This window comes from Anaeromicrobium sediminis (genome assembly GCF_002270055.1).
GTDB lineage: Bacteria > Bacillota > Clostridia > Peptostreptococcales > Thermotaleaceae > Anaeromicrobium > Anaeromicrobium sediminis.
In genome coordinates this window covers 26,050-46,524 of sequence record NZ_NIBG01000021.1, presented here as the reverse complement: position 1 = coordinate 46,524, position 20,475 = coordinate 26,050, and the positions used below count along the sequence as shown (strand labels likewise).

The 20,475-nt window shown below is 32.1% G+C and carries 19 protein-coding genes; 2 read left to right on the top strand and 17 right to left on the bottom strand.

Features of this window, described 5'->3' with window-relative positions:
• The first annotated feature begins 6 nt into the window (after positions 1-6).
• Positions 7-330, top strand: coding sequence for a hypothetical protein (locus tag CCE28_RS17560; protein WP_095135030.1), 324 nt, complete (start codon positions 7-9; stop codon positions 328-330).
• Positions 331-436: 106 nt separating this feature from the next.
• Here CCE28_RS17560 and CCE28_RS17555 read toward each other — a convergent pair whose 3' ends face one another.
• The 14 genes from CCE28_RS17555 to CCE28_RS17490 form a co-directional block, all read right to left on the bottom strand.
• Positions 437-1,834: an oxaloacetate decarboxylase subunit alpha gene (locus tag CCE28_RS17555; RefSeq protein WP_095135029.1), complete on the bottom strand. Its 1,398-nt coding sequence runs from the start codon at positions 1,832-1,834 to the stop codon at positions 437-439.
• Between the two features lie 64 nt (positions 1,835-1,898).
• Positions 1,899-2,675 (bottom strand): Na-translocating system protein MpsC family protein, encoded by a 777-nt coding sequence (locus tag CCE28_RS17550; protein ID WP_095135028.1) that lies wholly within the window; start codon positions 2,673-2,675, stop codon positions 1,899-1,901.
• Positions 2,668-5,088 (bottom strand): ATP-binding protein, encoded by a 2,421-nt coding sequence (locus tag CCE28_RS17545; RefSeq protein WP_176461899.1) that lies wholly within the window; start codon positions 5,086-5,088, stop codon positions 2,668-2,670. Before CCE28_RS17545 ends, CCE28_RS17550 begins: the two co-directional genes overlap by 8 nt.
• 83 nt (positions 5,089-5,171) lie before the next feature.
• On the bottom strand, positions 5,172-6,677 hold the full coding sequence (locus tag CCE28_RS17540; protein WP_095135026.1) for a tripartite tricarboxylate transporter permease: 1,506 nt from the start codon (positions 6,675-6,677) through the stop codon (positions 5,172-5,174).
• A gap of 15 nt (positions 6,678-6,692) precedes the next feature.
• Complete coding sequence (locus CCE28_RS17535) at positions 6,693-7,193, bottom strand: tripartite tricarboxylate transporter TctB family protein (protein WP_095135025.1); 501 nt, start codon at positions 7,191-7,193, stop codon at positions 6,693-6,695.
• A gap of 55 nt (positions 7,194-7,248) precedes the next feature.
• Positions 7,249-8,277 carry a Bug family tripartite tricarboxylate transporter substrate binding protein gene (locus tag CCE28_RS17530; RefSeq protein ID WP_095135024.1) on the bottom strand — a complete coding sequence of 343 codons (1,029 nt, stop codon included), beginning with the start codon at positions 8,275-8,277 and terminating at the stop codon, positions 7,249-7,251.
• On the bottom strand, positions 8,271-8,810 hold the full coding sequence (gene citX / locus CCE28_RS17525) for a citrate lyase holo-[acyl-carrier protein] synthase (RefSeq protein WP_095135023.1): 540 nt from the start codon (positions 8,808-8,810) through the stop codon (positions 8,271-8,273). Before citX ends, CCE28_RS17530 begins: the two co-directional genes overlap by 7 nt.
• Complete coding sequence (gene citF / locus CCE28_RS17520; RefSeq protein ID WP_095135022.1) at positions 8,810-10,297, bottom strand: citrate lyase subunit alpha; 1,488 nt, start codon at positions 10,295-10,297, stop codon at positions 8,810-8,812. The genes citX and citF overlap by 1 nt, the downstream gene beginning before the upstream one ends.
• Before the next feature lies 1 nt (position 10,298).
• Positions 10,299-11,186, bottom strand: a complete 888-nt coding sequence (gene citE / locus CCE28_RS17515; protein ID WP_095135021.1) for a citrate (pro-3S)-lyase subunit beta — start codon at positions 11,184-11,186, stop codon at positions 10,299-10,301.
• A complete protein-coding gene (gene citD / locus CCE28_RS17510; protein ID WP_095135020.1) occupies positions 11,187-11,483 on the bottom strand; it encodes a citrate lyase acyl carrier protein in 297 nt (98 codons plus the stop codon).
• A gap of 12 nt (positions 11,484-11,495) precedes the next feature.
• Positions 11,496-12,527, bottom strand: coding sequence for a [citrate (pro-3S)-lyase] ligase (gene citC / locus CCE28_RS17505; RefSeq protein WP_176461898.1), 1,032 nt, complete (start codon positions 12,525-12,527; stop codon positions 11,496-11,498).
• A 224-nt stretch (positions 12,528-12,751) separates the two neighbouring features.
• Positions 12,752-13,639, bottom strand: coding sequence for a triphosphoribosyl-dephospho-CoA synthase CitG (gene citG / locus CCE28_RS17500; RefSeq protein ID WP_095135018.1), 888 nt, complete (start codon positions 13,637-13,639; stop codon positions 12,752-12,754).
• A 62-nt stretch (positions 13,640-13,701) separates the two neighbouring features.
• A complete protein-coding gene (locus CCE28_RS17495) occupies positions 13,702-14,265 on the bottom strand; it encodes a hypothetical protein (RefSeq protein WP_095135017.1) in 564 nt (187 codons plus the stop codon).
• Positions 14,266-14,381: 116 nt separating this feature from the next.
• Positions 14,382-15,005, bottom strand: a complete 624-nt coding sequence (locus CCE28_RS17490; RefSeq protein WP_095135016.1) for a hypothetical protein — start codon at positions 15,003-15,005, stop codon at positions 14,382-14,384.
• A gap of 329 nt (positions 15,006-15,334) precedes the next feature.
• On the opposite strand from CCE28_RS17490, the gene CCE28_RS17485 reads away from it, so the two are divergent.
• Complete coding sequence (locus CCE28_RS17485; protein WP_095135015.1) at positions 15,335-16,456, top strand: MGDG synthase family glycosyltransferase; 1,122 nt, start codon at positions 15,335-15,337, stop codon at positions 16,454-16,456.
• On the opposite strand, the gene CCE28_RS17480 is transcribed toward CCE28_RS17485, so the two are convergent.
• The 3 genes from CCE28_RS17480 to CCE28_RS17465 form a co-directional block, all read right to left on the bottom strand.
• Positions 16,453-17,886: an ABC transporter substrate-binding protein gene (locus CCE28_RS17480; protein ID WP_095135014.1), complete on the bottom strand. Its 1,434-nt coding sequence runs from the start codon at positions 17,884-17,886 to the stop codon at positions 16,453-16,455. The genes CCE28_RS17485 and CCE28_RS17480 overlap by 4 nt on opposite strands.
• A 63-nt stretch (positions 17,887-17,949) precedes the next feature.
• Complete coding sequence (locus CCE28_RS22880) at positions 17,950-19,683, bottom strand: sirohydrochlorin cobaltochelatase (protein ID WP_330396882.1); 1,734 nt, start codon at positions 19,681-19,683, stop codon at positions 17,950-17,952.
• Between the two features lie 25 nt (positions 19,684-19,708).
• Complete coding sequence (locus tag CCE28_RS17465) at positions 19,709-20,467, bottom strand: ABC transporter ATP-binding protein (protein ID WP_095135013.1); 759 nt, start codon at positions 20,465-20,467, stop codon at positions 19,709-19,711.
• Positions 20,468-20,475: the final 8 nt, after the last annotated feature.

Here is a 20,475-nt window from a genome sequence, read left to right as displayed (position 1 = left end):
TTTATTATGAAGTTATTACATTTAGGTATCCCAACAGAGAACAAAATTGAAAAAAAAACATATTCTTATGTTGAAAAAATAAAATTATATGTAACAAATCCTGACGAGCATGAATTTAAGCTTCAATTTGTTTGGGCAGAGCCCGATTCACCCTTGCCAGAGATAGTTAAAAAAGAAAAGCACTTAGCCATTCAAGTAGATAGTATAGAAGAAGCAATTAAACAATTTGATTATGTAGCATACCCCCCGGTATCTATAAATAAAAAACTTAAAATCTGCTTTGCTGTAAAAGATAGGGTTCTTTTTGAACTAGCTGAAGTTTTAAATTGATTTTTTTGATAAGGCTCTGTGTCAAATTTTTGGAAGGGTATTTGATAGAATACCTACCTTTTGTAAATATAAAAATATGCCCATACAAATTTGTATGGGCATATTTTTATACAGGTGAAGTCTTTTCTTTCTTATCTACATATTCACTATCTATTTTATATTTTTGCGCTTCTCTATATTTAAAGAATTTTTCTGCCACTTGAGGGAATAAGGCATATGATAGTACGTCTTCTTCTTGTTCTAAGTACTCTTTCATTTCATCCCTTATGGACTTTAATTGAGGATCTATTAAATCAGCTGGTCTTGTGGTAATTACTTTTTCATCTCCAATAATTTTTTTAATTATTTCTTCTTTAATTGGTACGGTAGGTTTTCCATACATACCTTTAACATATTCCTTAACTTCCTTTGGAATCATCTTATATCTTTCACCAGTTAATATATTTAACACAGATTGAGTTCCTACTATTTGGCTTGTAGGGGTTACTAATGGTGGGTACCCTAGGTCTTCCCTAACCCTAGGAACTTCTTTTAATACATCATCAAATTTATCTAGGGCATTTTGTTCCTTTAGTTGAGATACAAGGTTAGATAACATACCTCCTGGCACCTGATAAGTTAAAGTTTTAATATTAACACCTAAAACTTTAGGATTTAGAAGACCTGTCTCTAGGGCTTTTTCCCTTATTGGTGCAAAATACTCTGCTATCTCATTAAGAGCATTTAAATTTAGACCCGTATCATACTTTGTTCCCTCTAGGGTTGACACAATAGATTCTGTTGGTGGTTGACTAGTTCCTAATGAAAATGGTGATATGGCCGTATCTATAATATTAGCTCCTGCTTCTACTCCCTTTAAATACATCATACTAGCTAAACCACTTGTACTATGGGAATGTAGTTCTATTGGTACATTTACTACACTTTTAAGGCCCTCTACTAATTCATAGGCCAAATAGGGAGTGAGTAATCCTGACATGTCTTTTATACATATGGAGTCAGCTCCCATGGATTCCATCCTTTTAGCTAAATCCATATAGGTTTTAACCGTGTGTACAGGACTTATTGTATAGGATATGGCAGCTTGTGCATGGGCCCCTTCCCTTTTAGTAGTCTCTAAGGCTACCCTAATATTTCTCACGTCGTTTAGGGCGTCAAATATTCTTATAATGTCTATTCCATTACTTATAGACCTCTTAACAAATTCCTCTACCACATCATCTGCATAGTGTTTATATCCAAGTATATTTTGTCCCCTTAAAAGCATTTGTAATTTAGTTTTTTTAACATGTTTCCTTATGGTCCTAAGTCTTTCCCAAGGATCCTCATTTAAAAATCGTAAAGATGCATCAAAGGTAGCTCCTCCCCACATTTCTAAGGCATAATATCCCACTGAGTCCAACTTTTCAAGTATAGGTAACATTTCTTCCGTTTTAAGTCTTGTAGCAATTAAAGATTGATGGGCATCTCTCAAAATAGTTTCCGTTATTTTTACCTTTCCCATTTAATCACCCCTTGTTCCTATATATAGTTTTTAATTCCCTTTATTAATTATATTTACCATTAATCTATATATATAATCTAATTTTAATTTCATCTATATCTAATTTAGAGTTAATAGTAATTTCTTGTACCTCAACTTGTAGGTTTAGTATATCCTTTATTGTATTTTCAATTACGGTCCTATTTTCTTTAAAAAATACTTCTCTAGCATAATCAATTATTCTAGTATTGTCGTCATTATTTAATAAATTCTTCTCATATAGGGTCCTTGTCTCAAAGAATTGTATAGTCATCATATCTCCTTGAATGAATGTCTTCACATTCTTAGGTCCCTTACCTGTACTCCCTTTAATGAACTTTGCCATAGTATTTTCTATCTTTTTTTCTACTTCCTTTTTTTCTTCCTTTGTGAGAACTGATCCGTTTATAATGTTTTCTTTAGATTTTAGCTTATATAATTTTATAGCCATAGCCTCCATAGCTTCCACTAATGCCTTTGTATCTATAGGCTTTATTATATATTTATCTATTCCCACATCTATAGTACTTATTATAGATTGTACATCTGATAGAGCTGTTATAACTATAATAGGGCATATATTATCAACTTTTCTTATTTTACTAGCCATTCCTATCCCGTCTAGTTTAGGCATCTTCAAATCTGTAATTACCATATCAGGTTTATATTCATTAAATTTTTTTATTCCCTCTTCTCCGTCTTTAGCAACTTGAAGCTTGCCCACTCTTCTCTTTATGAATCTGCTTAACTCTTCCCTTATAATATCTTCATCTTCTACGTATAAAACCTTTAAATTGTATAAAAGATTCTCTTCCTTATTCATTATCTTCGACCCCACTTTTTGGTACTGTTATTTTTACACAAAGTCCTTCTTTTATATTAAAAAGTTTTATCTTTCCATTAAAATTTTTTTCAATAATGACCTTTGACATATATAAACCAAGGCCTGTACCCTTATTTTCATTCTTTTTAGTAAAATGAGCTTCAAAGACCTTATCTAATAGGTCCTCCTGGATTCCATAACCATTATCTTTTATTTCAACCACATGATTATTATCCTCTGAGTAAACTTCAATATTAATATTCCTATCTTCTTTTCTATTTTCAACTAAAGCATCTATGGAGTTTATAACTATATTAAATATGACCTGAGAATATTGATTAGAATGGCCATCTATCATTCCATCTTCCTTAGCGTCTATAGTAAGATTTATGCCATGGAGCCTTAGGTGTTCTTGTAAGAAATCAATTGTATTCTTTATATTTTCTTTTAATGAGAAAGTGATTTTTTCTGTTTTAGGATTGAAAAAATATCTAAAGTCATCTATAGTTTGATTCATTCTAAGTATTAATTTCTTACCCCTTTCAGATAATTCCCTAATAGATTTTTCATCTAAATCATTATAATAATAAGCATCTTCAATATTAGATATTATTAATCCAAGTCCACTTAAGGGTTGTCTCCATTGATGAGCTATATTTCCAATCATCTCTCCCATGGCTGCCAATCTAGACTGATATACCATAAGTGCCTCTTTTCTCCGATTTTCATTTACTTCCTTTTCAAACATCTTCTCTAGCTCAATATTTATCTTTTCTAATTCTAGAGCCATACGGTTTTTATTTTCCTCTTCCGATGAGAACTCCCTAGGATTTTCATTTTCCTTGAATATATCCTTATCTTCATCATAAATTCCCGTTGCAACCTTGTTTATAATATTTCTAAATCTCTTCTCACTTCTCTTTAGAGCTTCCCTTTGTACCTTCTTATTAGTCATATCCCTAGAGTTTAATATTATTTTATATTCATTTCCAAGTTTAAATAAATGGGCACTTATTTCTACTGGAATATGTCCATTGTCCTTAGTTACAAGAGTATCTTCAAATATGATATTTCTCTTTTGTTTTAATAGTTGAAGCATAGACATGAACTTTTCATCGCTTCCTTCATTAGATATATCTAAGTAAGACATTTTTGAAAATTGTTTTTTATCATACCCAAGGCTTGTGCAAGCTTTATCATTCACCTCTAAAAACTCTGTAGTTAGGCCCTCGTTATCTAAATTTAATACGAATATACAATCACTTGCACTATTAAATAAACTTTCATATTTTTCCTTATTCTTTATTAGTTCCTTTTCAAGTAACTTTCTCTTTTCTATATCTTTTTCCAATTCCTTATTTAAACTATTTAATTGGGTAGATAAATCAGCCTGTATTTTTAGCTGTTTCTTATCATTTTTTATTTTATATATATATATCATAAAGGATATAAAAATTAGTAAAATCACAAAACTAAAAACATTATTTTTATAAGTTTTTTTACTTAAAAAATCGCTTACTTCTAAATAATCCATAGATAGATTTATTATCCAAAAGCCATCCCCTATTCTAGCAGGTGAGTATGCACTATATTTTTTAATCCTATTTTTTTCCTTATCGTGATACCATATGGAGTGGTATATACCTACCCCTGATTCTCCCTTTTTTTGTTTTTCCACAATAGACTCTAGTTCAGACCAGTCATAATCAGGAAACTCATCCTTTCTTGCCTTTATAACTTCTCTCCCTATATCTTCCCTTTTAGGATGCATTAGTAAAACACCATTTTGATTTTTTACAGATGCATAACCTTTCTCACCAGCTTTAACCGGTTTAACAAATTTTTTATAAATCTTGTCTAAGCTAATTTCCACAGAAAGAATTAATTTCACTTTTGATTCATGTAATACGGGCTCATACAATCTAACATAGAAATTCCCATCCTTCATATATTCACTACCTATAAATGCAGTTTTTCTAGCCATGACTTTGTATAATTCTCTTTTTATATTTGTATTTAAATTTTCTTTATTCGTAGGATAAGTTTTTATTATGTCAAAGTCATTGTTTATGACTTGTATCTCTTCAATTTCATTCTCCCTCATCATATAGTAATCATCTATACTATAAAATTCCTTAATCTCTTCATCTGATTTCAAGTATTCATTAAATTCATGCCTAAAGGATATATTCTTTGGCATTCCTTTAATTTTCTCAACTTCGTAGTCAAAGTATAATTCTATACTCTTTGATATGGATTTTGAAATAGTTAATAATTGTTGTTGCTCTTTTTCAATTACATGTCTTTGTACTTCAATATAATTTCCGTAGGATTGTAATAATACACCTAATAAAACCATTAAAAAACCTACCATTAATTTATCTATATCTTTAATTCTCTTAATTTTTTTCATAATTTTCATCACCTGAAATCATTATATCATAGGTCTTTTTTTATTAATTTATAGGCCTATATTAATAATATAAGCCTATAAATTTAAGCCACTTCTTTCCCTACCAGCTTTGAATCTCTCCAATCTTTCCAAATAGGATAACAGATTGATATTACTATAATTCCAATTAAACTCATTGCCACACCTGACTTAAAGAATATACTTATTTGTCCATCAGAAATTCTAAGGGCTTGCCTAAAGGACTGTTCCATTGTACTACCTACAATAGCTGCTAAGATCATAGGTGCTGTAGGCATTTTTATTTTATTCATTAAGTATCCCACTATACCAAATATGACTAATATATAAAAATCTACTACACTGTTTGAGATGGCATATGTTCCTACAAAGGCCAATGTCAATACTATAGGATACAGTATTTTAGCCGGTATAGATAATACTCTTACTAGTAATCCTGCCAGTGGAATATTTATTATGGCCAATATAATATTTCCAATAAACATACTGGCAATTAATCCCCATGCCATATCTGGATGCTGAGTAAATAATAATGGTCCTGGTTGAATACCTAACATAAGTAAGGCTCCCATCATAACAGCTGTAGTTCCAGACCCAGGTATACCTAGGGTCAGCATTGGTATTAAAGCTCCAACCGAAGCTGCATTATTAGCTGATTCTGGAGCAGCTAGTCCTTCGATAGCTCCCTTACCAAATTCCTCTGGATACTTTGACAATTGTTTTTCATTATTATAGGCCATTAAAGATGCCATTGTTCCACCTGCACCGGGTAGTGCTCCTATTATAAACCCTAGGGGTGCACTTCTAAGTATAGGCATTTTACTTTTGTTCCACTCTTCTTTATTAATCCAAATCTTCCCGAATTTTTTCTGAGCTTTTTTAGTTCCTTCATTTATCATTTTGAAACTCTTAAATACTTCTCCTAATGCATATATACCTATAATCACAATTAAAAAATCTATACCCGTTTGTAATTCTAGTATTCCAAATGTAAATCTTTCTACTCCCGATTGAGCATCTATTCCCACTGTACCTATCATGAGACCTACTACCATGGCAATAAAACCCTTTAGCACATTTCCCTTAGCCATGGAAGCTGTCATAGATAGGGCTGCTATCATAAGTAGAAAATATTCTGCAGGGCCAAATTTAAGGGCAAATCTAGCTACAGGATTTGCTAACACTACCATGAATATGGCCGCTATTAATCCTCCTATAAAGGATGCTATGGCCGATATGGCTAAAGCAGATTCGGCCTTTCCCTTCATGGCCATTGGATACCCATCAAAGGTAGCAGCAAGGGCTGCCCCATCTCCTGGAGTATTTATAAGTATAGAACTCCTAGATCCTCCAAACATGGCTCCATAGTATACACCCGTCATAGTTATAAGAGCTGCTGTAGGTCCCATGGTAAAGGTAATAGGCAATAATACAGCCACTCCTGTGGCAGGACCTAAACCAGGAAGCATCCCTACAATAGTTCCAAGTATTCCACCTATTGTTACTAATAATATATGATATGGTTCTAATGCTACTAAGAATCCTTTTCCCAAACTAAGTAATACGTCCACTACTACACCTCCATCTTAAATATATAAATAGGGTATTGGCGGTAAACTAATTCCCAATAACTTAGAGAATATAACATATATACCAATACTAAAACTTATAGATACTATTGTGTTTATAACCCACTTTTTCTTTCCGTTAGTTAGAAATAACATGGACTGTAAAAAGAGAAATGTGGATATTATATATCCTAAATGATCAAATAAAAGAGCATATACTATAGAAACTATACAAGTTATTTTTATCATTTTTCTACTAATAATCTCATTTTCAGTAGCTTTTGTCATAACTTCTTTTATGGATTCTTTGGTTTTTTGTAAACTACTTTTCATTAATAAGATTAATCCTAAAACTATCATACTTCCTCCTAATAAAAGAGGATATATGGAAGGAGCCATTGGACTTCCTATACTGGCTCTAGGAAGGCTATAGGCTCTAAGGGAGTATATAATTCCAAATAAAAGGACAATTACTGCCGTTAAAAAATTAAAATCCATATTACTTTTTTTATTACTCAAATCTACACCACCTTTTTATTTAGGACGGTTATCTAGATAACCGTCCCATAATCAATTACTTCTTTAACATTCCTATATCTGATAATACACCTTTGTAATCTTCATTTACCTTACCTAAGAACTCTTCAAAGTCATCCTTATCTAAATAAGCCTTATCCCAACCATTTTTTTTGCATGCTTCTTCCCATTCAGGGGTTTCAACCATTTTTGATAGAGTCTCTCTCCAATAATCTACTGCATGCTCTGGCATATTTGGTGCTCCAAATAGACCTCTCCAGTTTTCAAATACCACATCAATTCCCTGTTCCTTAACTGTAGGAATTTCTGCCATTACACCTTCTCCTACACGCTTTGATGATGTTTGAGCTAGTACCTTTACATCTCCACTCTTTAATAACTGTTCCACATCACCTAATCCTGTAGAAAGTAATGCCACATGACCACCTAATAATTGAGCTGTAGCTGCGCCATCTTGGAAACTAATGTAATCTATATCCTTTATGTTTTCAATCCCTGCAGCCTTTGCAACCATTAAAAATTGAATATGGTCCATACTACCAGCTGAGGAGTTACCACCAATTTTTACGCTTTTAATATCCTTTTTAAGAGAATCTATTACATCACTCATACTGTTATATGGTGAATCCTTAGGAACTACAAAAGCACCATAATCTGTAATTAATCTAGCTATAGGGGTAGTATTTTTATAGCTATACTCTGTAGATCCATTTAAGTTAGTTAATAATAGTGGTGGAGAATATACAGAAATCAAACTATCTGACCCATCTTTAGTTTGCATGTAAGCTAAGTTTACAGCTCCACCGCCTCCAGGCTTATTAGTAATAGGCATTGGTACAGATACTAAGTTAGCATCCTTTAGAGTCTTAGCAGTAGTTCTAATAGTTAAATCCCAGCCACCACCTGCTCCACCTGGTGCAATAAATTCCATCTTTCCTTTTGGATATTTGTCTTTAGAAGCCTCTGCCGTATCTGTCTGTGTACTTTTAGCTCCACAACCTGTTAGCATCCCCGTCACTAACAAAGTAGTGGCCATAAGTGCTGCTAAAACTTTCTTTTTCAACATGTTAATTTTCCTCCCTTATACTTTTTTAAATAATTATTATATAAATCTCTAATATGGTTTATCATAGCTGGCACACTATGGGTTCTATTTCTTGAACACTCCCATACTAGATTTTCACACATAAAACATTTTCGTTCCCCTTTGCCTAGAGATTTTCTACTAACAGACTCTCCATTTTTATCTATAACATCAAAGTCATATATTCGACCTAAAGGGGTTTCCTCTTCGACTTCCATACACAGGCATTTGATAAAAGTAGGATACCTATCTACTACTAATAGAGCTTCATAGCCCGTACTTAAATCAAGTTCCACATAAGACTTTATAAATATGTCTTCCCTTTTAAGTATTTCTTTTAAATGATCTATGCCTATGGTAAATATGACCTTGCTCACATCTATCCTTTTATCAGGACCAGGTATATTTAATTTAAAAGATATTATAGTGCTTTTATATTTATCTAATAAGCCCCTTTGATAAAGAAAACGTTTTTCCTTTGCCTCTAAAATACTCTTAAGATTTCTATTTTCCATTACTTTACCTTCTTTATCACATCTATAATAGTTCCATCCCTATACTCTACAAGAGCCACAATTTTATCATCATATTCTATTTCTTTAGGCTTCCCTACTAACTTTTGGGCTTCATCCTTTAAATACTCCATAGTCACTAGATTTATAGAAGCATTCTTTAATCTTTCTATTAAATCTGTCCTATTAGGGTTAACTACTACTCCCCTATCTGTTACTAGTACATCTACAGTCTCTCCTGGAGTTATTATGGTATTTACCTTATCTACTACCGTAGGTATTCTTCCCCTAATAAGCGGAGCCACTATTACACTCATTTTAGAACCTGCTGCCGTATCACAATGCCCACCTGACGCTCCCATTATGACTCCATCAGAACCTGTAATCACATTTACATTAAAGTCCTTATCAATTTCTAGGGCACTTAATATGACAATATCTAATTTATTTGCCACACATCCCTTATTGTGAGGATTAGCATATTGGGATGCATCTATTTCATAATGTTTTTCGTTTTTCAATATGGATTCACAAGCCGCTAAATCAAAGGTCTGTACATCAAATAGATTCTCTATATATCTTTCTTCATGCATTTCTACCATAGGTTTAGTTATTCCACCTAAGGCAAACTTAGCTCTTATGTCACTTTCCTTCATATATTCCTTTAGGAATCTAGCCACAGCTAATGAAATTCCTCCAGATCCCGTTTGAAAAGAAAATCCATCTTTAAAATATCCTGAGTTCTTTATAACTTCACTTGCTCTTTTAGCTATTAATAATTCCTTAGGATTTTTAGTATATCTAGTAGCCCCTGATGCAATTCCCATAGGGTCTCCTATTTCATCTATCTTAACTACATAATCCACATCTGTTTGAAATATACTAGCAGGCATATTTGGATAGGGTACTAAGTCATCAGTTATTATAATCACACAATCTGCGTGCTTAGCATCCACCTTAGCATAACCTAATGAACCGCATGTGGTATGGGATCCTTTTCCTGAAGCATTTCCATATTCATCACAGGATGGTGCTCCTAAAAAAGCTACATGAATTTTTATGTCTCCACTTTCTATAGCTCTTGCCCTTCCTCCATGGGAGCGTATCATAACAGGCTCCTCTAGTGCTCCATTAGATATGGCCTCTGCTAATTTACCCCTTACTCCACTCGTATGTATTTTAGTTATGGTTCCATTTTCAATATAGGGTATTATTTCAGAATTAACAGTTGATAGTGAACTTGGTGCCAATGTAATATTCTTAAATCCTAATTCATCAATGATTTTTACTATATTGTTTAATATATAATCTCCATTTCTAAAGTGATGGTGAAAGGATATGGTCATACCATCTTTAAGTCCACTCCTATTTATAGCCTCTCCTATAGAGGCTAATACCTTATTGTCATGGGGACTTACTGCCTTAAGTAGAGGAGATGCCTTTCTTCCTTTAGGTTGTTCTTTAAAGGGTCTTTCATAATTTTTCAACATATTATTCCACCTCCTCGTTGTTTATCTGTATATTAGCCAGTGTTAATATTCGCTGTGCCCTTTCCACTATGGGTTTATCTATCATCTTTCCATTTAAAGATATTACTCCACTACCCTTTTTCTCAGCTTCTTCTATGGCTTTAATAACATTCTTAGCATGAATTATTTCAGCCTTAGATGGAGCATATATTTCATGGACAGGTTCAATTTGTCTTGGATTTATGACAGACTTCCCATCAAAGCCCAATTGTTTTATGAGTTCAACTTCCTTTTTAAAACCTTCTTCGTTATTCACATCAGAATATACCGTATCAAGGGCAGCAATATTAGCAGCCCTTGCTGCCACCAATATTTGACTTCTAGCATAAAGTAACTCTATTCCATCAACGCTTCTCTTTGTCTTCATGTTAGTAACAAAGTCTTCTGCTCCAATGGCTATACCTATTAACCTATCACTTGCTTTAGCTATTTCTACTGCATTAACTACTCCTAGGGCACTTTCTATGGCTGCCATCATCTTTGTGCTTCCCACTTCTCTTCCTATGGCCTTTTCCACTTCTTCAATTTTTTTCTCCACAGCCCATATATCTTGTGCTGTCTCTGTCTTAGGTAATCTTATTACATGGATTCCTGCCCTTACCATGGCTTCTATATCTGAATATCCATAGGGCGTATCTAATCCATTAATTCTTACAACTACTTCCGTATCTCCATAGTCAATATGTTTTATGGCATTATAGACTAACATTCTAGCCGAATCCTTTTCCATTAAAGATACAGAGTCTTCTAAGTCAAACATTATGGAGTCTGCTCCATATATGTTTGCATCTATCATCATTCCAGGATTATGTCCTGGAACATACATCATAGTTCTTCTAAGCCTACTCATCTATATCACCTGCCAATCCATATGATTTTCTTTTTCCAATCCTCTTAATATGGCACTTTGGACTCTAGCTTTTATGGTACAATCTAAAGCCCCCTTATCATTGGCTCTAATGGTTATATTATCCATATTCATTTCTTTAACAGTTTCTTCAATGACTTTTATTATTTCATCTCCAAACTGTTTTTTTACTATACTCTCTAAGAATATCTTTATTCCCTCATTAGAGTTATTCTCCACCATAATTTGAATATCACATGATTCCATAGTTCCAGCCATACCATTCTTAATAAGCTTCATATGTATCCCTCCCTAGTGTCTTTCTTCTTTTCCCTTTATTTTTTTTATTATTTTCTTACCTTCTTCAGATACTAAATAGTTATAAGTAGTATTAGGAACCAGATTTTTTATCTTTTCATACTCTTCATTTTTCATGTAATCCCTTACTAGAGATGCACTTATAGGTTTATGGTCATGGGATTTCCTTTTAATGACTTTTAAATCTATATTATGAGAAGGTAATATTTCTTTTAATATATTGTTATACATGTTAGTTGTCTTACAATAGGGCTCATCCCCCACATATCTAGTATTAATCCCTAGTGATGGACCTATATTTTTTGAGAATATTTTAGAATCCAAAATAGCATGAATGCGTGATTTATCACTTTTTTCTTTCATGAAATAAGTTGGAAAGGTAGCTTCTGATATTATGTAAGGTCCACCTGAGTGCACTGTAATATTTTTAATATGTTCAGTCCCCTTTTTTATAAGGTCATACCTTACCTTATGAGAAAATGTAGACTTCTCAGATGACAAAACAAATATATGTAAATGGTCACAATCCTCTGCTGCCCTTTCAATTAAATATCTATGACCTAGGGTAAAAGGATTTCCATTCATTACAATGGCTCCAATATCCTCTCCACAAGTTTTATAGTCCCTTAATGATTTTAAGTATTCTTCTAAACCACTTTTCCTATTTTCCATTAAAACTACTTCATTTTTCACTTCTTCTATTTCATAAAAACCCATATGATTAAAACTTCCCTTAGCACTTGGTTTTGTAAATATGAAAATATGAGTATTACCTCGGAAATACTGAATTTTTATTAATTCAGATATTAATTTATTAAGTACATTAGTTCCCTTATATGATTGGTCTATGGCTATGCACCTTAAGGTATTTCCCTTTATGCCACCTGTTCCTATTAACTGTCCTTTATTATAAATTCCTAAAATATGATCTAAATTTTGGCCTAGAGATAAATTATTTCTAGATAGAAGTTCTTCAGCTTTTACTATTTCTTCATATATTAAAATCTCTCTTATACTAAATTCCAATCTAGGTTCCCTCCTTTTTCCAATTAAAAAAGGCCATTACATAAGATTCCTTTGAATCTCACGTAATGGCCTTTAAAAGCTTAACAAAACGTTATCTTTCTCTTTACCAAAAATTTATTAAATTGTTTTATTTTATAGTTATAATACTTATCTTTTTAATAGCTTATTCTACCCAATATCTATCGAAAGCCTAAGTACAACTTTATTCTATCATACTAATTCCATTATTTCAAATATTTTCTCTTTTCATTAAAATCTTCTAATAAATAGAGCATTATACTTACGGCTAATAAATCTGCTGAGCCTCCTGGACTAACCCAATTTTCTATACACCATTTATCAAAAACTTTTATTTCTTCTCTGCCCCTCACCGTATTCATACCACCTATTTCTAAGATTGACTTAGCCCTATTTTGCACTACTTTTAATACTTCTTTATTATGACGGCCTAGTATATTAGAGTCCTCTGTATTGGCCATAAGATTTATAAGTACATGTACAAAAATATCATTTTTACATAAGTTCTTCTTCTCCATCATTTCTTTTAATGAGGGGAGGGCATATTTCCTTACTGTCTCAAATCCAGAAGCAACCTCTCCTCTAATACCAGTAGTTCCGTATTTTAGGTATAATTTTTCCCCATAGGTAGATGGTGTTAAATCCTTTTTATTCATAAGCTCTTTATTTACAATGTTCTTAGTCATTTTCTCCACTTTAGCACATATATTCTCAGCAGTAATTGACTCTTTTCTTTTATATAAAAAGCCACAGGCAGCACATATGATTCCTAGTGAAAAAATAAGACCCTTATGGGTGTTTACATCTTTCGTCATGTAAAACATATTTTTTTCACCCTTTATTCCAATAGGTCTAATTATATTTAATAATCCTTCAATAGGATAATCTTCTTCTATTGCCATTAAAGTACATTCATAAAAGGTTTCTCCTAGTATGGTACTACTGTCTATAAAAGTAAAAAAGTCCATGTCATTATGGGCACCATTATTATGCCTATCCACTAGGCCTGGCTTCGGACTAGCGGATACTTCATATAAAAGAGACCTTATTGCCATGTTTTCTATTTGTCTTGAAAAGCTTTTATTATCTACCATATATTTCTCCTTTAAATAAAATTTCAAACAAAAAAACAATAAGATTATAATCTTATTGTTTTCTATCCTATCATATAATGTAATATCATTTCTACTCCTGTAGATTTTTCTTTAACTATTACATATTTTCCGTACTCAGTATCACAGAATTCTATCATTTCATTAAAATCACATTTTCTTTCTAAAACATCAATTACACGGACATTGCATTCATCCCAACCAAAACGCTTTAAATCCCTAATGCCATCCTCATTAAGTAACTCCATTGGTACAGATCCAAATATATTTCCCTTTATTATTTCATAACTTTGCCAGAACTTGTTGTGATTGTTAATTGATTTTGACAATTTTAATTCATCGCTTCTCTTTTCTGCAAACTCTTCTAAATATGTACCTTCATAATAGTCCTTCTTAAGAATTGGTTTATATAGAAATGGTATCTCATTTATTATTTCTACCTTTATCTTATCTCCAAAGCTTTTCTTTTCCATCATTTCAGCCTTCACTTCACTGCATAATGACATCATTTCATCTATGTGATTTATTAATTTTTCTTTATTTCCTATTGTCATTGCCCATTCAATATGAGTGGCTACCCTTTTAATATTGCGAACCTTGCCTTGCATTTTAATCTCCTTCCACAAAATGTACTATATATGGCTAAATCATACTATATCTCCCTAAATTATATCATAATATGCTATTACTATAATTTACAAATAAGTAAATTCCACCTAATTGCCTAGTGTTTATTTCTAAAAATGGCTTCCACTTCTTCTTTACTCCAGCTATTATAGAATTTTTTACCCTTATAAAATCTAAGAAGACCACATTCACGATCTAGCTTCCAAGTTCCTATCATATGCTTATATTCTCCCGTTGAAAGAACTTCCTCCAGCATTCGACTATTATCTTCATACATTTCTTCATATACCTTTTCTTTACTCTCATAGTGGCTAGCTAGGTTTTTATATGTATCTATGGCCATGGCCATTAATATCCATCCATATTCTTTCATACACTTTATATGTAATTTTTTATAGTATTTATCATTTAAATATATGACAGTATCTATATCTTTTGTGGTCTTATATCCTTCTTCTAATGAAGCAAATAGATTTTGGTCCATTAGCTCGAATCCCTTTTCCTTAAAGAGTCCTGTAAAGAATTCTTCTATTTCTTTGAAATTCTCCTCCTGAATATATTTATTTATTTCTTCTTCCCTCTCATCATATAAAGATAAGTTTATAAATATATCCTTGAGAGTTTCATTATTAAACCAAATCCATTGGAATTCTTTCATATTTTCTGTATAAAACATTTCTTCTAATGAATGATTCTTTAGTATATGTAATATCCTATTCATATGGCGACCACCTTTGTAATTAATCTCTTAATTATTTTAACATACCCATGCTACTTTTCAATCCTTCATCCTTAATATGATGAAAATTTAGTCTAAAACTAGAAAAAACTCTCTTATTTGTATAAATTTTATATTTGTTGTCTAAAATCACAATAAATAGTGTATAATATTCTTTTGGTATAGGGTGACACTGTATTCAGATGAAATTTTTATGCCATGTGAATTTTAGTTTGACCATTCCAAAGATTCTGCAATTCTTTACTCCTACTTGAAACTAGGGCTAGAATTGTTAGTCTTCGGATAAACACCTATGCAAGGAGGTTTTACTATTGAATATACTATTTTTTACAGTCTCAGCTGGAGAAGGGCACAATAAAGTAGCCGCAACCATTTCAAATTATATTGAGAACAATTTCCCCTATAACAATACAGAAATTATTGATACATTTCATTATGTAAATTCTAATCTACACAAAATAATAATAGAGACTTATATGAAATCTATAAAATATATACCAACTTTATATGGATATGTATATAAAAAAACAGAAGTAAATGATAGTTCTATTATGGATGTGGGAGATTTTTTAAATACAATATTATTATCTAGAAAATTAAAAAAATTACTCAAAGATTTTAATCCAGATGTTATAGTATGTACCCATCCATTTCCTTCTGAAGCACTTTCTGCATTGAAGAGGAAGGGGCAAATTTCCGTTCCAATTGTAAATGTACTTACAGATTATACTATACATCCTAGTTGGATAAATTCGGAAGTAGATTACTTTGTTTTTCCATGTGATTCCTTTGAGTATCAACTAGACTATTGGCATATTCCAAGGGAAAAGGCTCGTTTTTTTGGAATTCCTATAGACAATAAATTCTATATGGATGAAGATAGGGAAGAACTTTGTAATAAATTAAGTATAAAAAATTCCTTTACAACTCTACTTATGGGTGGCGGCTTTGGCCTTGGAAATATAAAAGAAACACTAGATTATGTATTAAAATATAACAGTGATATGCAAATAATTGCCATTACAGGCAGGAATGAATCCCTGTATAAGTATCTAACTAACATAGATAACCAAAATCTCAAAGTATACGGATTTGTAGATAATATTAATGAGCTTATGAGTATATCGGACTTTATAATTACAAAACCTGGTGGTATTACAGTGACAGAAGCCTTAAGTAAAGAATTACCCATAGTAGTTTCCTATTCATTACCAGGGCAAGAAGAAAGAAATACAGAGTTCATACTAAATAACAGTATAGGCATGATAGCCACTAGTCCTAACTCCCTAATATCTTGTATTAATACTTTAAAAGATGATACTTATAAATATTATGAGTTAAAAAACAACATGAACAAAATGAAAAAAGCAGACTCTGTTAAAAATATATGTGAATTCATATTAAGTTTAAACAAACAAAATAAGCATGGTTAATCCATGCTTATTTCTTTTGCCTTATTTATAGCCTCTAGAGCTTCTTTTTTAGTAACTACCCTCTTTGGATTAAAACTTCCATCCTCTAAGGATAATATATTATTCTTCACTACTATTTCTGCTATATTCTTATTGTCACATTCTTCTATATCTCTAATATTTATAGATATTAGATCCTTATTCTTAAGTTCATACATTACATAAATACTCTTTGCCAACTCTTCCCTTGTAATCTCTTTATTAGGATTAAATAATGTATCCTCATAATCTACATATCCAGCTAATACAGCCGTTTCAATGTAGTCAAAATCCACATCTGTAAAATCTATATCTTCAAAGGTACCATAGGTATGGCCCCTATGTTCTTTTCTATAATATTTTGACGTAGGGCTAAATATTGGTCTATGTTTAGCCATAACAGCCATCTTAGCAAATTCTCTTTTATTTAATCTTTCATCCTTGTTAAATTCATCTAAATTATCTATAATTTCAGGATAAAACATTCTAGATAATTCTTTTACTCCCTTAACAAATCTAAAGGTTGGGCTAGATACTAATTTTTCATTTATAGTATACACTCTCTCATCTTGTAGAGCCTTTATTGCATCAAATCCAGGTCTTATAGATATGGAATGTAAATTTCCCCCTGAGTTCATGGCTCCCCTTTGAGATATATATACTTCTATATCCTCAGCCTTTTCCAATATACGCTCTATACCATAGGATGCTATAGTAGTTCCTTTTCTCATTGCCACAGCATCACTGGCCACATTTTCTCCACCTGCATATTCTATGGCATGGGCAGCCATGGAATTTGGAGTTATAGTTCTATAGTTTGTCTCTGTAGATTCAAAGAACACTTTAGTTTTAGGATTCATATTCTCTGTTACTTTTCTTAATTCTTCTATATCTTCATTAAACTTATCTAACTTATTCTTAGCCATATCTTCTTTCCCTGTAAGTATTCCTAATTTCATTATATATTCAGGAAATTTCTCAAAGGAATCTGGGTATAAACTAACCACATTTATCCCTGCATTTTTTAAGGCCTCTACAAACTCTGGTTTACTCTTATTTATAAATGGTCTTATTAATACTAAATCTGGATCTTCTGCAATTACCTTTTCAGGATCTGACTTATAGTCAAATACATTTTTCTTAGTTACTTCATATGGATATGCATCACTTTTTCCCACTCCTACTATTTCATCACTAAGTTCTAGTGCAAATAAATTCTCCGTATGAGCTGAGTATAAACTTATAATTCTTTTAGCAGGTTTATCCATAGATATGGTATTATTCATATCATCTACTATTTGTATATTAGCTTCTTCTTTTACAGTAGCTGTAGAAGGAACATTTTTTCCACATGCACTAAAGGTAAATATTATACAAAGGGCTAAAAATACTATACTAATTTTATTTTTCATCTTATACCTCCTACAATTCAAAATTGGGACGGCCCCTTACGACCGTCCCTTTTTATTTATTATTTATTCATGTTCACCAGAAATTGCTTCTTTAGTGTTTTCTACATATATATTTTGATATTCCTTATTTTCCCCTAATCCGTGAAGGTATATTTCAACTTCAAATCCTTCTTTCTTAAGAACAGTCTTCCAAGAATCTTCTTCGTCTCCTGCCATATCATTTTGTGCATGATCTCCAGCAACTAGCATGTAAGGCATTAATTTAACCTTTTTCACATTATCCTTCTTTAATTTAGCTATAACGTCTTCTAAAGCTGGATGAGCTTCTACAGTTCCCACATATACAGGTAATTCCTTATCATCAAACTTATTTTGAAGAGCAGCATAACTTGCATTAGCTGCATGGTGAGTACCATGTCCCATAACTACCGCAGCTTCACCCTTCTCTAATTTTCCAACTTGAGTCATTAAAGCATTAACAGCTTTTTCATAAGAAACAGGACCTGCTAATACAGGATTTCCTACTGATAATTTCTTAAATGTATCTTTATAAGCTTTAGTTGCTTCTACTAAATCATCATATTCAGCTCCAGCCATTATATGAAGAGGTTGTACTATTACTTCTTCAAAACCTTCTTCTTTCATTCTGTTTAAAGCTTCCTCTGGAGTATCTACCATAATTCCATCACGTTCTTTTAACTTTTTAATAATCATATTTGAAGTAAATGCTCTTTTTACTTCATAATCAGCAAATTCTTTTGCTATTTTCTCTTCAACTGCTTCTATAGTTACTTTTCTCGTATCTGCGTAGCTTGTTCCAAAACTCACTACTAGAATACCTTTTTTTCCAGCCTCTTGAGTTCCCTTTTCTACTTTATTTAAAGGTTGAGGAATTATTTCTCCTTCTCCTTCAATTGCTTCTTTAGCATGGTTTATATAGATTTTTCTGTATTCAGGGTTTTCACCTAATCCATGTAAGTAAATTTCAACTTCAAATCCTTCTTTTTTAAGTACAGTCTTCCAAGAATCTTCTTCGTCTCCTGCCATGTCATTTTGTGCATGGTCTCCTGCAACCAACATGTATGGCATTAATGTAACTTTTGCAGCCTTATCCTTCTTAAGTCTCTTCATAACATCATCTAATGTTGGATATCCTTCTACAGTTCCCACATATACAGGCATATCTGCCTTCACAAATGCTTCTTGTAATGCACCATAACTTGCATTTGCTGGATGATGAGTTCCATGACCCATTAATACTACAGCTCCCATATCCTCTTTAATTTGAGAAGCCATAGCTTCTACTGCTGCTTTGTAGTCTTCCTCTGTTGTAAGAATTGGTCTTCCAAGTTTAAATACGTCAAAAGAACCATCGTTATATGCTCTAAGCTCTTCTTTAACGTCATTGTATTCAGCTCCAGGAATCACATGAAGTGGTTGAACTACTACTTCATTAAACCCTTCTGACTTTAATTTGTCCATAGCTTCCTTTACCGTATCAACTTGAATATTATCTCTTTCCTTTAACTTCTTAATTATCATATCAGAAGTAAAGGCTCTTCTTACTTCATACTCTGGAAAAGCTTCACTTAAAGCTTTTTCAGTTGCTTCTATAGTTACTTCTCTCGTATCTGCGTAGCTTGTTCCAAAACTAACCGCTAATATAGCTTTTTTAACTTCTTCAGTTTGAGCTGGTGCTTCATTTGAAGTAACATTAGCTTCTTCCTTTTTAGCACAGCCAGTCATCATTGTAAACATTAATCCCAGTATTAATATAGAACTTATTATTCTTTTCAAAATGTACCCCTCCAATATTTTACACCTACATAGGTAGTATTGCTAATCCCCTATCTGAAATTTTTCTTGTGTTAATTCCAAAGAGTGATTTAATAAATTGAGGCTTCATTACATCCTCGGTTTTACCTGATTTTACTAAATTTCCTTTCGAAAGGGCTAAAATGTTATCGCTGTATATATCAGTGAGATTTAAATCGTGCATTATATTTATGACAGTCATGCCATCATTTTTAACTTTTTCCTTTAATAAATCTAAAAATTTTATAGTATATTTTATATCCATATTTGAAAAGGCTTCATCAAGGACTAATATTTTTGGTGTTTGAGCTAAAGCTCGTGCTAACATTATCCTTTGCTTTTCTCCACCACTTAGACAAGTTATATCCTTATTCATAAAACAAGTAGTGTCTGTCATATCCATAACTTCATATATTATTTCCGAATCTTCCTTGGTAAGATCCTTCATCCTACTAGAAAAAGGGGTTCTTCCCATGGCCACCACTTCCATACAGGTAAATGGAAATTTTATATCTACATTCTGATAAACTATGGCAAGATTTTGACTTAGTTCCTTAATAGAATAGTCCTTTAAGCTTTTATTTCTTAAATATACATCTCCACTATAATTATCTAAATTATTAGTCATCACATTTAAAAGGGTTGTCTTCCCACTACCATTAGGTCCTATAATGGTAGTCATTGTACCCTCTTCTAGTTGAAAATTAAGATTTCTAAGTGTTTCCTTTTCTCCATAGGAAAAGGATAAATTTTTAACTTGAAACATATAACTCC

Bases quoted from the DNA above. Each gene is read 5' to 3' on its own strand.
- CCE28_RS17560 (WP_095135030.1), top strand. From the start codon at position 7: ATGAAGTTATTACATTTAGGTATCCCAACAGAGAACAAAATTGAAAAA.
- CCE28_RS17555 (WP_095135029.1), bottom strand. From the start codon at position 1,834: ATGGGAAAGGTAAAAATAACGGAAACTATTTTGAGAGATGCCCATCAA.
- CCE28_RS17550 (WP_095135028.1), bottom strand. From the start codon at position 2,675: ATGAATAAGGAAGAGAATCTTTTATACAATTTAAAGGTTTTATACGTA.
- CCE28_RS17545 (WP_176461899.1), bottom strand. From the start codon at position 5,088: ATGAAAAAAATTAAGAGAATTAAAGATATAGATAAATTAATGGTAGGT.
- CCE28_RS17530 (WP_095135024.1), bottom strand. From the start codon at position 8,277: ATGTTGAAAAAGAAAGTTTTAGCAGCACTTATGGCCACTACTTTGTTA.
- citX (WP_095135023.1), bottom strand. From the start codon at position 8,810: ATGGAAAATAGAAATCTTAAGAGTATTTTAGAGGCAAAGGAAAAACGT.
- citF (WP_095135022.1), bottom strand. From the start codon at position 10,297: ATGTTGAAAAATTATGAAAGACCCTTTAAAGAACAACCTAAAGGAAGA.
- citE (WP_095135021.1), bottom strand. From the start codon at position 11,186: ATGAGTAGGCTTAGAAGAACTATGATGTATGTTCCAGGACATAATCCT.
- citD (WP_095135020.1), bottom strand. From the start codon at position 11,483: ATGAAGCTTATTAAGAATGGTATGGCTGGAACTATGGAATCATGTGAT.
- citG (WP_095135018.1), bottom strand. From the start codon at position 13,639: ATGGTAGATAATAAAAGCTTTTCAAGACAAATAGAAAACATGGCAATA.
- CCE28_RS17495 (WP_095135017.1), bottom strand. From the start codon at position 14,265: ATGCAAGGCAAGGTTCGCAATATTAAAAGGGTAGCCACTCATATTGAA.
- CCE28_RS17490 (WP_095135016.1), bottom strand. From the start codon at position 15,005: ATGAATAGGATATTACATATACTAAAGAATCATTCATTAGAAGAAATG.
- CCE28_RS17480 (WP_095135014.1), bottom strand. From the start codon at position 17,886: ATGAAAAATAAAATTAGTATAGTATTTTTAGCCCTTTGTATAATATTT.
- CCE28_RS17465 (WP_095135013.1), bottom strand. From the start codon at position 20,467: ATGTTTCAAGTTAAAAATTTATCCTTTTCCTATGGAGAAAAGGAAACA.